Source organism: Bradyrhizobium sp. ISRA464 (genome assembly GCF_029910095.1).
Lineage (GTDB): Bacteria > Pseudomonadota > Alphaproteobacteria > Rhizobiales > Xanthobacteraceae > Bradyrhizobium.
Genome location: NZ_CP094526.1, coordinates 2751176 through 2765613, shown reverse-complemented (window position 1 = coordinate 2765613; position 14438 = coordinate 2751176). Strand labels below are relative to the sequence as shown.

The window sequence follows — 14438 nt, the reverse complement described above, 5'->3', positions numbered from 1 at the left end:
CATCGCTGAGGCGGTCTGCCATCAGCGAATGAGAAAGTCATGTACGTGCAGGTCGGAGCTGTGCGCAATCACGCTACTTTGGCTGATAGCATCGAACAGCGCGGCAAACGCCTCGACGTGCCCTTGCGCCGTCGATGATGAGCTGCCCTGCGGACCATCTCCATGAGCAGATGCCGCAGGCCACAAAGGATCGTGCTCTATTGCAGGTAAGCCAGGGTTAGCCTCGACTCCCGCTCCAAGATCCGTGCGAAAGACAAACGATTCAGCGGTTGCAGGCGCAGCGGTCGATCCGCCGACGGTTGAAGAACCCAACGACGATTGGCCCGACGGAATGCCGATCGAACCGTCGCCATTCAGGTCCTGATGGAAGCTTGGCTCCAACGACTCCAGCGCCGTGCTGTTGCCGGCATACACCGTGTAGGACTGGAAATTGCCGCTGCTGTCGGTGCTCCAGATCGAGAACTGGTTGGTCGCCGCGTCCTTGAGCGCAACCTCGTAGCCGCTCGCCGTCTGCTCCACGCCCATCGGCACATAGGGATCAAACTGCCCCACCGTGACCGCCGCGCCCTGATACTTCATCTCCACACCGGTGCCGCCTGCGACAGGATCGAAGAAGTAATTGTTGCCGACCTCGACCAGGCTGGTCGCGCCGGCGGATTCGATCGTCGTGGTCGTAACACCAATGACACCATCGCCATTCAGGTCCTGATGGAAGCTCGGCTCCAATGACTCCAGCGCCGTGCTGTTGCCGGCATACACCGTGTAGGACTGGAAATTGCCACTGCTGTCGGTGCTCCAGATCGAGAACTGGTTGGTCGCCGCGTTCTTGAGCGCAACCTCGTAACCGCTCGCCGTCTGCTCCACGCCCATCGGCACATAGGGATCAAACTGCCCCACCGTGACCGCCGCGCCCTGATACTTCATCTCCACACCGGAGCCGCCGGCGACAGGTTCGAAGAAGTAATTGTTGCCGGCCTCGACCAGGCTGGTCGCACCGGCGGATTCGATCGTCGTGGTGGCAACGCCAATGACGCCGTCGCCGTTCAAGTCCTGGTGGAAGCTCGGCTCCAACAACTCCAGCGCCGCGCTGTTGCCGGCATACACCGTGTAGGACTGGAAATTGCCACTGCTGTCGGTGCTCCAGATCGAGAACTGGTTGGTTGCCGCGTTCTTCAGCGCAACCTCGTAGCCGCTCGCCGTCTGCTCCACGCCCATGGGCACATAGGGATCAAACTGTCCCACCGTGACCGGCGCGCCCTGATACTTCATCTCCACACCGGCACCGCCGGCAACAGGATCGAAGAAGTAATTGTTGCCGACCTCGACCAGGCTGGTCGCGCCGGCGGATTCGATCGTCGTGGTCGCAACACCAATGACACCATCGCCATTCAGGTCCTGATGGAAGCTTGGCTCCAACGACTCCAGCGCCGTGCTGTTGCCGGCATACACCGTGTAGGACTGGAAATTGCCGCTGCTGTCGGTGCTCCAGATCGAGAACTGGTTGGTCGCCGCGTCCTTGAGCGCAACCTCGTAGCCGCTCGCCGTCTGCTCCACGCCCATCGGCACATAGGGATCAAACTGCCCCACCGTGACCGCCGCGCCCTGATACTTCATCTCCACACCGGTGCCGCCTGCGACAGGATCGAAGAAGTAATTGTTGCCGACCTCGACCAGGCTGGTCGCGCCGGCGGATTCGATCGTCGTGGTCGTAACACCAATGACACCATCGCCATTCAGGTCCTGATGGAAGCTCGGCTCCAATGACTCCAGCGCCGTGCTGTTGCCGGCATACACCGTGTAGGACTGGAAATTGCCACTGCTGTCGGTGCTCCAGATCGAGAACTGGTTGGTCGCCGCGTTCTTGAGCGCAACCTCGTAACCGCTCGCCGTCTGCTCCACGCCCATCGGCACATAGGGATCAAACTGCCCCACCGTGACCGCCGCGCCCTGATACTTCATCTCCACACCGGAGCCGCCGGCGACAGGTTCGAAGAAGTAATTGTTGCCGGCCTCGACCAGGCTGGTCGCACCGGCGGATTCGATCGTCGTGGTGGCAACGCCAATGACGCCGTCGCCGTTCAAGTCCTGGTGGAAGCTCGGCTCCAACAACTCCAGCGCCGCGCTGTTGCCGGCATACACCGTGTAGGACTGGAAATTGCCGCTGCTGTCGGTGCTCCAGATCGAGAACTGGTTGGTCGCCGCGTTCTTCAGCGCAGCCTCGTAACCACTCGCCGTCTGCTCCACACCGACCGGCACATAGGGGTCGAATTGGCCCGAGATGACCGGCGATCCCTGATATTTCAGCTCTACGCTGGCCCCGCCGGCAACAGGATTGAAGTAGAAGTTGGCGCCCATCTCGACCAGGCTGATCGAACCAGCGGACTCGATCGTAATCGGAGTGGTCAGAATTCCGATCAAGTCAGATGCGGCGATCGCGATGTTGCCCGTCAGATCGATCGCAAAGTCGGCGATGCCGTCGCCGTTGGTGTCGCCCTGAAGCACTGTTTCACCGAGCGAGCTGTTGTAGCTGTAGTCGAGCTCACCCGCGGTATGGTCAAATCCCGAGAGACCGATGAAGCGAAAAGCGTCGTGCACGGAGGTCGTGCTGATCGCATCGATGCCGCTCAGATCGATGTGGTCCAGGCCCGAGACAAAATCCGTGATCAGATCATGCGTCCCGCTCGCCGCCGTCACGTCGCCGGTCGCAAACACGAAAGTGTCGGCGCCGCCACCGCCGGTCATGGTATCGACGCCGGAGCCGGCGACCAGGCGGTCGGCGCCGGCTCCGCCGATCATGGTATCGTTGCCCGCACCGCCCACCAGCGTGCAGGCGTAGTCGTTTGCGATCAGCGTATCGTTGCCGCTGCCAGCGATCGCTGTCTGGATGATCGTGTTGGTCGCGATCCCGATGTTGTGGACCAGGCCGCCGATCGAGGAGAAGGCGCCGGGATGCAGGTCGATGGTCTGCGCGACGGAGTATCCGGAGCAGTCGAGCGTGTTGCTGCCGCCGCTGTCATAGATCGTGAAAGCCGGCGGCTGGCTGTAGTTGGCGAAGTTGAAGATCGAGCCCGCGTTGCTGTTGAACCCGTAGACCGTGCTGCCTGTCCGCGCCGTGGTCGCGGCGCCGTAGATCGAGTCCACCGCATAGATATCGGCCATTTGGGGCGTGACGACGTAGCGGTACGAACTTCCGGAATAGTTATCCTGCGCGAAGTACGACATGATCGAATATTGCCAGGTGTCGTCAGCGTAGATCGCGTCGGTTGCATAGCTCGCGCTGCCGTTGTAGGGGCCCTGGTGGCCGAGGCCGAGTGCGTGACCGATTTCGTGGATGTAGGTCTGATATCCGTAGCTGTCGATTCCGGTCTTGCCGTCATAGGCACCGCCGTCGGTCGTGATCCAGTCCGAGCTGATATCGACCGTCGCAGAGCTCATGATGCCCGAGCTGTTCCAGTCGGCGCTGGTCATGGCCGTCATCGAGCCAGTGTCGACGAACGTGACGTTGGCACTGCCGCTTGTCTGAACGAAGCTCACGTTCGCGACCTCGTGCCAGGCCTCGAGCGCAGACAGCGCGAGCGCCTGCTCGGCGGCATTCAGGGCGCTGATGTTGAAGGTGATCGTATTCGAGGCCCAATGATGGGCGATCGTGTTGTTGTAGGCCCAGAATCCGTTGACGAGGTAATCGGCAAGCTGTGCGATCGTCGCCACCGGCTTGGTAGAGCTGGCGTTCGTGGGGGTGCTCGCTGAACTCGCGGCCAGCGGATATTGATCGCCGGGATCGCCGAGAAGGGCGGGACCTGCCGCTGCGCCATTAGACGTCTGCAATCCCGCGGTCAGCGCCGGACCATCCCAACCATCAAGAGGAAAAACGCCGAGATCATCGGACAACGAATGGCCTTTTCGCATCACACCGACCGTACCTGGGAGTTAGTTGCGTTGGATGAAACGGCTGACGATCAGATGCAGAATGACATAGCCCGATCGCCGTCGTTTGACGCAATCTTGCGGAAGCGTCATTGGCAAACCATTAAGGTGCGCGCCGAAAACGCAATTACCGCTTCGAGAAAAATCATGGCAGAACAGCGACCATCCCCGGGGTCGACCACACCGTGGATTTGCGGATATCGTGCTGGCCACGGCGCGTTCCCGATCGGAACCGTCGCTCCGGCAGGCCACTCGTTTCCAGCCCACTCCCATTGGGTAGCGGTTGGAATGCCCTGCCAAATTGTCTAAGCCAGACAGGCCGGAATCCGGAACGGCCCGCCAAACAAGAGGTGTTCTCAATGCCCTTTCCTCGCGCGTCCCAAGCCCTGTCCCGCTTCACCGTCCTGGATCTGACCCGCGTTCGTTCGGGGCCGACCTGCGTGCGTCAGCTCGCGGATTGGGGCGCCAATGTGATCAAGATCGATGCCCTGCTGGAAGACGGCGGCGAGCAGCCGGGAGGTCCGCGCGGCGGATCCGACTTCCAGAACCTCCACCGTAACAAGCGCGCGATGACCCTCAACCTGAAGGATCCGAAGGGGCTCGAGGTGTTCAAACGGCTGGCCGAACAGGCCGACGTCGTGGTCGAGAACTTCCGGCCGGACGTCAAGTTCAAGCTCGGCATCGACTATGAGAGCATCCGCAAGATCAATCCCCGCATCGTCTATGGCAGCATCTCCGGGTTCGGACAGGATGGCCCCTATCACAAGCGCCCCGGCTTCGATCAGATCGCGCAGGGCATGGGCGGCTTGATGTCGGTCACGGGCGCGCCCGGCGGCGGCCCGATGCGGGTTGGCATCCCGGTGGCGGACCTGACCGCCGGGCTGTTCTGCGCGATCGGCATCCTCACCGCGCTGCTCGAGCGGGACGTGTCCGGGGAAGGCCAGTGGGTCCAGACCTCGCTGCTGCAGGCCCAGATCTTCATGCTGGATTTCCAGGCCGCGCGCTGGCTGATGGAACAGGAAGTGGCCAAGCAGGCCGGCAACAACCATCCGACCTCGATCCCGACCGGCGTCTTCAAGACCTCCGACGGCTACATCAATATCGCCACCACCGGCGGCCGGATCTGGGAGCGCTGCGCCCAGGCGATCGGCGCGCCGGAGCTGATCACCGATCCCGATTACGCGACCGCGCCGGCGCGCTCCAAGAACCGCGATGCCTTGAACGCGAAGATCAACACGCTGACCGAGAAGAAATCGACCGAGACCTGGGTCCGCGAGCTCAACGAGGCCGGCGTGCCCTGCGGGCCGATCTATTCGATCGACCAGATGTTCGAGGATGCCCAGGTCAAGCATCTCGGCATCGCGCAGCACGTGCCCAATGACGAGAACCGGCACATTCAGCTCGTCGGACAACCCGTGACGCTGTCGCGGACGCCGAGCAAGATGGCGGCGCGGCCGCCGGAGTTCGGCGAGCAGACCGAGGAATTGCTGGCCGAGTTCGGCTTCGGCAAGGACGAGATCGCCGAACTGCGGCAGCGCAAGGTGGTCTAACCCGCATTTCTCACAGTGTTGAGGCGCATCGGGGCGCGAATCAGCGAAAGTTCTTTTGCGAGAAGGACTTTGCGATGATTCAAGGAATGCCCCGATGCCGACAGAGTGTAGCGCAGAACGGTTTGATTTTGGAGTGGTGGAAGGCCGGGCTGTGGAAGCGGCCTTTGATGCTGGCCTGGTGACGTCGGACGCTGGAGCGCTGCTTCTGGGCGCCGCCGATCGAGCGATCGATCTGGTGGGGCGTTTTGCAGATTGCTTTCGCGATCATCGCCGTCCGGACTTGATCGAGCATGCGGTCGGGACGTTGGTCGGACAACGGGTCTTTGGCATTGCACTTGGCTACGAAGATCTCAACGATCACGACGAGCTGCGGCACGACCCGCTGATGGCGGTGCTGGCGGGCAAGCTTGAGGCCAAGCGCGAGGACTGCGCGCCGGTGGCCGGCAAGTCGACGCTGAACCGGCTGGAGCTGAGCCGAAACGAGCCTTCGCGCTATCACAAGATCGCCTACGACGCGGCGGCGATCGAGGCGTTGCCGGTGACGCTATTCCTGGAGGCGCACAAGCGACCGCCGGCGCAGATCATCCTCGATCTCGACGCCACCGACGACCCGCTGCACGGGCATCAGGAAGGACGCTTCTTCCACGGCTATTACGACTGTTACTGCTATCTGCCGCTGTACGTGTTCTGCGGCCGGCATCTGTTGGCGGCCAAGCTGCGGCCCTCCGACATTGACGCCAGCGCGGGCAGCGTCGCGGAGGTCGAGCGGATTGTCCGGCAAATCCGCGTCCACTGGCCGTTCGTGCGCATCCTGCTGCGCGCCGACAGTGGCTTTGCGCGCGAGGCGCTGATGGCGTGGTGCGAACGGAACCGCGTGGATTACCTGTTCGGGCTCGCCCGCAACACGCGCCTGGTCGCCATGATCGAAGAGGAGCTCGCCGCGGCGCGGGCTGCAGCCGAGAAGACCGGCCGCCCGGCGCGCCGCTTCAAGGACTTCCAGTGGAGCACGCGCGGCACCTGGAGCCGAAGGCGCCGCGTCGTCGCCAAGGCGGAGTGGACAAAAGGGGAAGCCAATCCGCGCTTCGTCGTGACCTCGCTCAAGCGGGCCGAGGCGGGTGCGCGGCAGCTCTACGAGGACATTTACTGCGCCCGTGGCGAGATGGAAAACCGCATCAAGGAGTGCCAGCTCGATCTCTACGCCGACCGCACTTCCGCGGCGACCATGCGCGCCAACCAACTGCGGTTGTGGTTCGCCTCGATGGCCTATGTGCTGATCTGTGCCCTGAGGCGCATCGGCCTTGCCGAAACCATCTTTGCGGACGCCACCTGCGGCACCATCCGCCTCAAGCTCCTGAAGATCGGCGCACTGGTGCGCATCAGCGTCCGCCGCATCAAGATCGCCATGGCCTCGGCCTGTCCGGCCGCCGAACCGTGGGGCATCGCCGCGCACCGCCTGGCCAAAGCCGCCGGAGCCCGCGCCTCGCCGGCCTGACACGCGAAGCTGCGACGCGCCAAACCGCGGCATCGCCAACTGGCCCACCGGAGAAACCCACAACCTAATCCCGCCAGCCGCGCCTTCCCGCGCAGCAACCCTTCATGGCCATACTGGCACACCAAATCGGTGTTGTCAGATCAGTCGGCCCTGGTAGAGTCGGGGAAGGGCGCGGTAGCTTGGGCCATTCGGCAACGCCCCGTTTCCCTTCCTCGCTCATCAAACCGGACGTGCGGAGCTACCGCATCCGGCTTTCCGACTGGCTTCAGTGCAAGGCCCACGGCGGCGGTCCCAAGTGGACGCGTCGGAGGTGCAAGACCCCGAGCGCGCCAAACACAGCCTCTCGCGGGAAGAGGCGGGTGCCACGCGACGGCACCTTGTGACGTCGGACCAGGAATCCGCGGACCCGTTCGTACACATGGTTATCGACGGTCCGGTACGCCGGTTTCCGAGTGCCGTAGCCGAAGTACGTGCTCCAGCCTCGCAACAAGCGATTGAGCCGGTCACGCACGTCAAGCCAGCACCCGGTGTTGCCGGGGACCAGGATATCGCTCACCTTGGCTTTGAGCCGCTGAACACTCTTCTTGGACGGGCTCGCGCCCAGATACCAATGGCCATCTTTCCGGTACCGATGCGGCCCGAAGCTATAACCAAGGAAGTCGAAGCTCTCGCGCCGGGCATCCTTCACCGAGGTTTTCGCCTCGTTGAGCGTCAGCCCGAGTTTCGTCATCACCGCTTTCGTCCACGCCAGAGCCTCGTGCGCATAGCCGCGGCTGAGGATGACGAAGTCGTCGGCGTACGAGACGATGTGGGCGCGGAAGGCTTCGCCGCGTCCGGTCAATCGCCAATGCTTCAGGAACCGGTTCATATAGATGACGGAGAGCAGCGGGCTTGCAACACCGCCTTGCGGTGTGCCGCGCTTGCTGTTCTTGCCGCCACTCATGCGCCGCTTCCCGTTGCCGTCCCGCTCCTCGACCGGCGCTTGCAGCCACAGCTTGATCAGCCACAGCACATGCCGGTCAACGATGCGTCGGGCCACCGATTTGAGGAGGTCCGAATGCGGGATCGTGTCGAAATATTTCGACAAATCGGCGTCAACCACGTCGGTATAGCCCCGGCAAATCAGCCGGTGCGTTTCCTTGATCGCATCGACCGCGCTGCGACGCGGACGATAGCCATAAGCACTGTCCTCGAAGTCCGCTTCGAATATCGGTTCCAACACGAGTTTGGCGGCAGTCTGAATGACGCGACAGCGGATCGTGGGAATGCCGAGCGCGCGCTCGCCTCCCCCGGGCTTCGGGATCATCACCCGCCGCACCGGATCGGGTCGGTACGTCTTCGAAACGAGGTCCTCGCGCAGCCCCGCTAACCATGCTTCCACGCCCGACGCCTCGATCTGCTCAAAGGTCACCCCGTCAACACCAGGCGCACCCGCATTGGCACGGGCCAGCGCGTAGGCGTGGCGCAGAATGTCCTCACGGCAGATCTTGTCGTAGAGCAAATAGAAGCGGTAGGCAGGCTCCGCCTTCGCCTTGCAATAGAGCTTTCTCTGAAGGGTCCTGATCCTTTCAGGCGTTTCGAGGCTCATCGCCAATCACCTGTTTCCTCACCGTCTTTGAAAGCACACCAGAAGTCAGGGACCTTCCCTCCGCCGGCATTACCCGGTTTCAACGGTACCGCGTCCCTGTCCGACTCCCGCTGCAGGCCGCCGCCAATTGCGACGTTGAAGACGCGACCTCCGCCCGCTGCGGGTCTCCCCCGATTACCCGCATCGCCCTTCCAGCGTGCCGAGTCCACTACCCCGGCGGATCAAACAGGTGCGCACGTCGATTGCTTCCCTATCCACACGGCCTTCCCCGTATCTCAGGCGGGTCGGCATCCGCATCTTCACTTTCGAGGCCTGCTCAGACTTCACTCATATTACGGCCCGCTGGATTGCTCGACCGCCCAAGGCGGCCTTTGTCACGAGGCTTCGAACCGGCCGGTTACCCGACCGATCCGCTCGTCAGCTACCAGATCAATCGACAACTATCTGGGTGGAATCCTCCTCCACTGGTGATGCGCGCCGTCGGGGCGCACTGAGAAATCCGGGCTAACCCTTACGCCCTTGCCGGCCGCACCAGGCGCGTAACGCCGGCAAAGGCCCTGTCGATCAAAGGCCAGAACAGCAGCACGATCGCGAGCGTCGTGATCGTGCCGACAAGCCCGTTCGACCAGAACACCTTCATGTCGCCGCCCGATCCGATCATCGACAGGCGGAACGCGTCCTCGGCGCGATTGCCGAGCACCAGCGCCAGCGTGAACGGCGCAAGCGGGATGCCGATTTTCTTGAAGACGTAGCCGACAACGCCGAAGCCCAGCATCAGCCAGATGTCGAACATCGCATTCTGGATCGCATAGGCACCAATCGCGCAGGACACCACGATCATCGGCGCGACCGCCGCGAACGGTACGCGGAGGATCGAGGCGAAGATCGGCACTGTGGTCAGCACCAGCACGAGGCCGACGACGTTGCCGAGATACATCGAGGCGATCAGGCCCCAGACGAAATCCTTGTGCTCGACGAACAGCAGCGGCCCCGGGTTGAGACCCCACACCATCAGGCCGCCGAGCAGGATCGCCGCGGTGCCCGAGCCGGGAATGCCGAGCGCGAGCATCGGCAGCAGCGCGGAGGTACCGGATGCGTGCGCGGCCGTCTCGGGCGCGAATACGCCCTCGATGCGGCCCTTGCCGAAGCTCCCCGGATCCTTGGAAAAGCGCTTCGCCAGATTGTAGCCCATGAAGGAAGCCGCAATCGCGCCGCCGGGCGTGATGCCGAGCCAGCAGCCGATGAAGGACGAACGCACCAGCGTCACCCAGTATTTCGGCAGGTCCTTCCACACCGAGAGCACGACGCGAAGACTGATGCTGGCGGCGTGTCCGCGCAGCGCCAGGCGCTCCTCCATCGTGAGCAGGATCTCGCTGATGCCGAACAGGCCAATCACCGCGACGAGGAAGTTGATGCCGCGCAGCAGTTCGGCAGAGCCGAACGTCATGCGCAACTGTCCCGAGACCGTGTCCATGCCGACGCCGGCGAGCAGAAGCCCGAGCGACATCGAGATCACCGTCTTGTGCTTGGCCTCGCGGCCGAGGCCGACGAAGGAGCAGAACGTCAGGAGATAGACGGCGAAGAATTCCGGCGGACCGAACTTCAGCGCGAATGACGAGATCATCGGCGCCAGGAAGGTAATCAGCAGCACCGCAACCAGCGATCCGATGAACGACGAGGTGAACGCCGCGGTAAGGGCCTCCGCCGCCCGGCCCTGCTGCGCCATCGGATAGCCGTCGAACGTGGTCGCGACTGACCAAGCCTCGCCCGGGATGTTGAACAGGATCGAGGTGATCGCGCCGCCGAACAGCGCGCCCCAATAGATGCAGGACAGCATCACGATGGCCGAGGTCGGATCCATCGTGAAGGTCAGGGGCAGCAGGATCGCGACACCGTTGGGACCGCCAAGTCCGGGCAGCACGCCGACAAAGATGCCGAGCACCAGCCCGACCATCATCAACAGCAGCGTCTTCCACGTCAGCAGCACGGCGAAGCCGTGCAGCAGGAGACCGAAGGCTTCCATGTCCTGAGATCCCGTCGGTTTGCTAGCGGCCCAGAGCGGCTTCGAGCGGCCCCTTCGGCATGATGACGTCGAACACGATGTCGAAAGTCACGAACATCACCGCGGTGAAGACGAAGGCGGTGAGGAGCGACTTCCACAGCGCGATCTTGCCGACGAGGCGCATGAAGCCCGCGATCAAGAGAAAGCTCGCGACATAGAGCCCGAGATACTGCGTGGCGAGGCAGAACAGGAATGTCGGCACGAACACCGCCAGCACCCGGCGAAGCTGCGCGCGGGTGACGAAGGTCTCGGCGGCCTCGCGGCGCGAGACAAAGGCCGCACCGAGGCCGTAGAGGCTGGCTCCGCCGAGAATGACCGAGAGATAGAACGGAAAATAGCCGGGCTGCGGGCCGGTCGAGTCCCACGACGCGCCGGTGCGCCAATTGTCCCAACCCAGTATCACGGCGAGTGCGAGCAGCAGAAGCGACACGACGACGTCGACAGCACCGGTGCTGACAACCGCGGGCGAGTCGTCCTCGGGCGCGGTCGGATCGTCGACGACGATATCAAGATCGGCATGGGACATGGATGAGACGGTCTGGGCTGCGAGGGCAACGATTGGGATAGCGTGCTGATACAATCACCGTCAATGCAGCCTTCAGCTAACACTGGAGCGTTCGGGAAACGCGCTCGCAAGTGCAGCACGATCCGGCTTGAGGACGCCGCGCTCGGTGATCAATCCCGTCACCAGCCTCGCAGGCGTCACGTCGAAACCGAAGTTCGCCGCCGGCGAGCCGTCCGGAACCACGCGCACGGTCTCGATCCGTCCGTCCGCCGTGCGCCCGGTCAGATGCGTGACCTCGCTGGCCGCACGCTGCTCGATCGGAATCTGCCTGACACCATCGTCGATACCAAAGTCGATGGTCGGCGACGGCAGCGCAACATAGAACGGCACACCATTGTCGCGCGCGGCGAGCGCTTTCAGATAGGTCCCGATCTTGTTGCAGACGTCGCCATTGGCGGCAACGCGATCGGTTCCGACGATCGCCAGATCGACCATCCGATGCTGCATCAGATGGCCGCCGGCGTTGTCCGGGATCACGGTGTGCGGCACGCCGTGATGGCCGAGTTCCCAGGCGGTGAGCGAGGCGCCCTGATTGCGCGGGCGCGTCTCGTCGACCCAGACATGAACCGGAATGCCGCGATCATGCGCCTGATAGATCGGCGATGTCGCCGTGCCCCAATCCACGGTTGCAAGCCAACCGGCATTGCAATGCGTCAGCACGTTGACCGGGTCGCCCGGCTTCCTTGTTGCGGCGATCGCCTCGATCAGGCCAAGCCCGTGGCGTCCGATATCGCGGTTGATCGCAACGTCTTCATCGGCGATCTCGCGGGCGCGAGCGTAGGCCGCGTCCATCCGTGCCGAGGCCGGAAGCGGCGCGAGTGCGCGCTGCATCTCGTCGATCGCCCATTTCAGATTGATGGCGGTCGGCCGGGTCGCAGCCAGCATCTTGCCGACCCGGTCGAGGGACGCATCGGACGCATCGCTGCGCATCGCCAGCGCCACGCCATAGGCCGCGGTGGCGCCGATCAGCGGCGCGCCGCGGACCAGCATCGAGCGGATCGCCTCACCGGCCTCTTCCGCCGTCGTGATCCTGGCGACGATGAACTCGTGCGGCAGCCGCCGCTGGTCGATCGCGCCGACCGACCAGCCGTCGGGCTCGAGCCAAATACTGCGAAAATGCTGTCCGTCCACCTTCATGTGCGCAACACCCGTCCGGCAACGGCATCAAGCTTGGCGAGAAGCGCGGGATCGCGCGCCGCGGGCGCCGTGATCAGTGCGGTGTCCAGCGCACGATCCGAGCCGACGGGACACGGCTCGTGCTCGCGCGGGAACTCCCGCGCCAGGCGCGCGACCAACGCCTTGGCCCTCTCGGCGTTCGAATTCAGCACGCGGATGATATCCTGCACCGTCACGGCATCATGGCCCGGATGCCAACAATCGAAATCGGTCACCATCGCCACGCTGGCGTAGCAGATTTCGGCCTCGCGCGCGAGCTTGGCTTCCGGCATGTTGGTCATGCCGATCACCGAATAACCCTGCGCCTTGTAGGTCAGGCTTTCCGCAAGCGAGGAGAATTGCGGTCCTTCCATGCAGAGATAGGTGCCGCCGCGGGCAAATGCGATGCCCTCAGCTTCGGCCGCGGCGGCAAGATGCCCCGCGAGACGCGGCGACACCGGATGCGCCATCGACACATGCGCGACACAGCCTTTGCCGAAGAACGAGCTCTCGCGCTTGTAGGTGCGGTCGACGAACTGGTCGACCAGCACGAAGGTGCCCGGCGGCAAGTCTTCCTTGAACGATCCGCACGCGGACAGCGCGACCAGGTCGGTGACCCCTGCCCGCTTCAGGACGTCGATATTGGCGCGGTAGTTGATATCGGACGGCGACAAAGCATGCCCCGGCCCGTGCCGCGGCAGGAACACGATCGGCAGTCCCGCCATCTCGCCGCGTCGCAACGGCGCCGACGGCTCGCCCCAGGGGCTCTCGATCGCCTGCTCGCGGACGTTTTCAAGGCCGGGCAGGTCGTAGATGCCGGATCCGCCGATGATCCCGAGAACGGCTTTGGTCATGATCGCTCCTCACGGTTCTGCAACGGCGACGGAGAGTTGACCCAGCCCGATGGGCACGCCGGACGTTCGACCAATACTGAGGCGCAATAATCACCGCGCGTCCGCCACTTGCAAGGGCAATTCCTCCGGACGGCAAAACAAAAAGCAACAGTCCGCCGACAGATGGCCACTCGGCCATGTGCCGGCAGGACCGCAGCGCCGGCCGTTACTTTGCGACGAACCCGGCTTCGTTCATCAGCGTGGCGTTCTGCTTGTCGTCATCCTCTAAGAATTGCACCATGTCCTTGCCGGTGAGGAAGATCGGCTTCAGCGCCTGCTTTTCCATATACTCCTTGTATTCGGGCGTCTGCGTCACCTTCTGGAACAGGTCGACATAGAACGCCTGCTGCTCCGGCGTGACCTTGCCCGGCAGGAACATCGCGCGCAGCATCAGGTACTGCACGTCGAGCCCCTCCTCCCTGCAGGTCGGGATATCGTTCCACGACTGTGTGTCTGTGACCTTGGTCTTGTAGGAGATGCGCTCCTTGTCGAACACGCAGAGCGCGCGAACCTGCCCGGCCCGCCAGACTTCAAGGTTTTCGCTGGGGTTGTTGACGTTGGATTCGGTGTGGCCACCGACCAATTGCGTGGCGGCCTCGCCGCCGGACTTGTACGGCAGGTACGAGAACTTTGCGCCGGTCTTCTGCTCCACGAACACGGTCAGCACGTGGTCTTCGCGCTTGGAGCCGGTGCCGCCCATCTTGAACGGCGCGCTCGCCGCCCTGGCAGCCGCGATGAAGTCCTTGACCGTCTTGGGACCGGCCGCATTGTCCCACAACACGAACTGGTCCAGTGCGATCACCGACACCGGGGTCAGCTCACGCCAGTTGAAGGGAATCTTGGCCGACAATGGCAGCATGTAGATCAGCGAATAGGCGATCAGCACCTTGTTGGGATCGCCCTCGCTGGATTTCATGTACATCAGCGCCTCGGCACCCGACGCGCCGCCCTTCAGCGAGACCACCATCGGCTGCTTCATCAGATTGTTCTTTTGGATCGCAGCCTGCATCATGCGCGCCATCTGGTCGGATGCGCCGCCCGCACCGGCCGCGACCACGATCTCGACCGGCTTGGTCGGCTCCCAGGCGAAGGCCGGCGTGCTGAGCAGTATGGCAGCGATGGCGGCCGTGGCTTTCACAATCTGTCCCACGTGTTTCTTCCCTATTTATTTGTTCGGCTGAGCAAAAACCTGCGAGAATGGCGGGTTGC

The 14438-nt window shown here is 63.3% G+C and carries 9 protein-coding genes; 2 read left to right on the top strand and 7 right to left on the bottom strand.

The genetic code is table 11. The annotated features are described in order from the left end of the window. Window positions 1-21: 21 nt before the first annotated feature. Entirely contained in the window at window positions 22-3888 is a 3867-nt protein-coding gene (locus MTX19_RS12735; protein WP_280983897.1) for a M10 family metallopeptidase C-terminal domain-containing protein, read from the bottom strand. Between the two features lie 395 nt (window positions 3889-4283). Here MTX19_RS12735 and MTX19_RS12730 point away from each other — a divergent pair, with 395 nt between their 5' ends. Then, a complete protein-coding gene (locus tag MTX19_RS12730) occupies window positions 4284-5474 on the top strand; it encodes a CoA transferase (RefSeq protein WP_280972634.1) in 1191 nt (396 codons plus the stop codon). Between the two features lie 94 nt (window positions 5475-5568). After that, window positions 5569-6966 (top strand): IS1380 family transposase, encoded by a 1398-nt coding sequence (locus MTX19_RS12725; protein WP_280980118.1) that lies wholly within the window; start codon window positions 5569-5571, stop codon window positions 6964-6966. A gap of 265 nt (window positions 6967-7231) precedes the next feature. On the opposite strand, the gene ltrA is transcribed toward MTX19_RS12725, so the two are convergent. From ltrA to MTX19_RS12695, 6 genes are all read right to left on the bottom strand, one after another. Further along, window positions 7232-8554 (bottom strand): group II intron reverse transcriptase/maturase, encoded by a 1323-nt coding sequence (gene ltrA / locus MTX19_RS12720; protein ID WP_280980119.1) that lies wholly within the window; start codon window positions 8552-8554, stop codon window positions 7232-7234. A gap of 511 nt (window positions 8555-9065) precedes the next feature. Continuing rightward, the gene (locus MTX19_RS12715; protein WP_280983896.1) at window positions 9066-10577 is read right to left on the bottom strand and encodes a tripartite tricarboxylate transporter permease; all 1512 of its coding nucleotides are present in this window, start codon (window positions 10575-10577) and stop codon (window positions 9066-9068) included. A 22-nt stretch (window positions 10578-10599) separates the two neighbouring features. Continuing rightward, window positions 10600-11142 carry a tripartite tricarboxylate transporter TctB family protein gene (locus tag MTX19_RS12710; protein WP_280983895.1) on the bottom strand — a complete coding sequence of 181 codons (543 nt, stop codon included), beginning with the start codon at window positions 11140-11142 and terminating at the stop codon, window positions 10600-10602. Window positions 11143-11214: 72 nt separating this feature from the next. Beyond that, window positions 11215-12318, bottom strand: coding sequence for an S-methyl-5-thioribose-1-phosphate isomerase (mtnA, locus tag MTX19_RS12705; RefSeq protein WP_280983894.1), 1104 nt, complete (start codon window positions 12316-12318; stop codon window positions 11215-11217). Beyond that, on the bottom strand, window positions 12315-13190 hold the full coding sequence (locus MTX19_RS12700) for an S-methyl-5'-thioadenosine phosphorylase (protein WP_280983893.1): 876 nt from the start codon (window positions 13188-13190) through the stop codon (window positions 12315-12317). The genes mtnA and MTX19_RS12700 overlap by 4 nt, the downstream gene beginning before the upstream one ends. 205 nt (window positions 13191-13395) lie before the next feature. Beyond that, complete coding sequence (locus MTX19_RS12695) at window positions 13396-14379, bottom strand: tripartite tricarboxylate transporter substrate-binding protein (protein WP_280983892.1); 984 nt, start codon at window positions 14377-14379, stop codon at window positions 13396-13398. Window positions 14380-14438 lie beyond the last annotated feature (59 nt).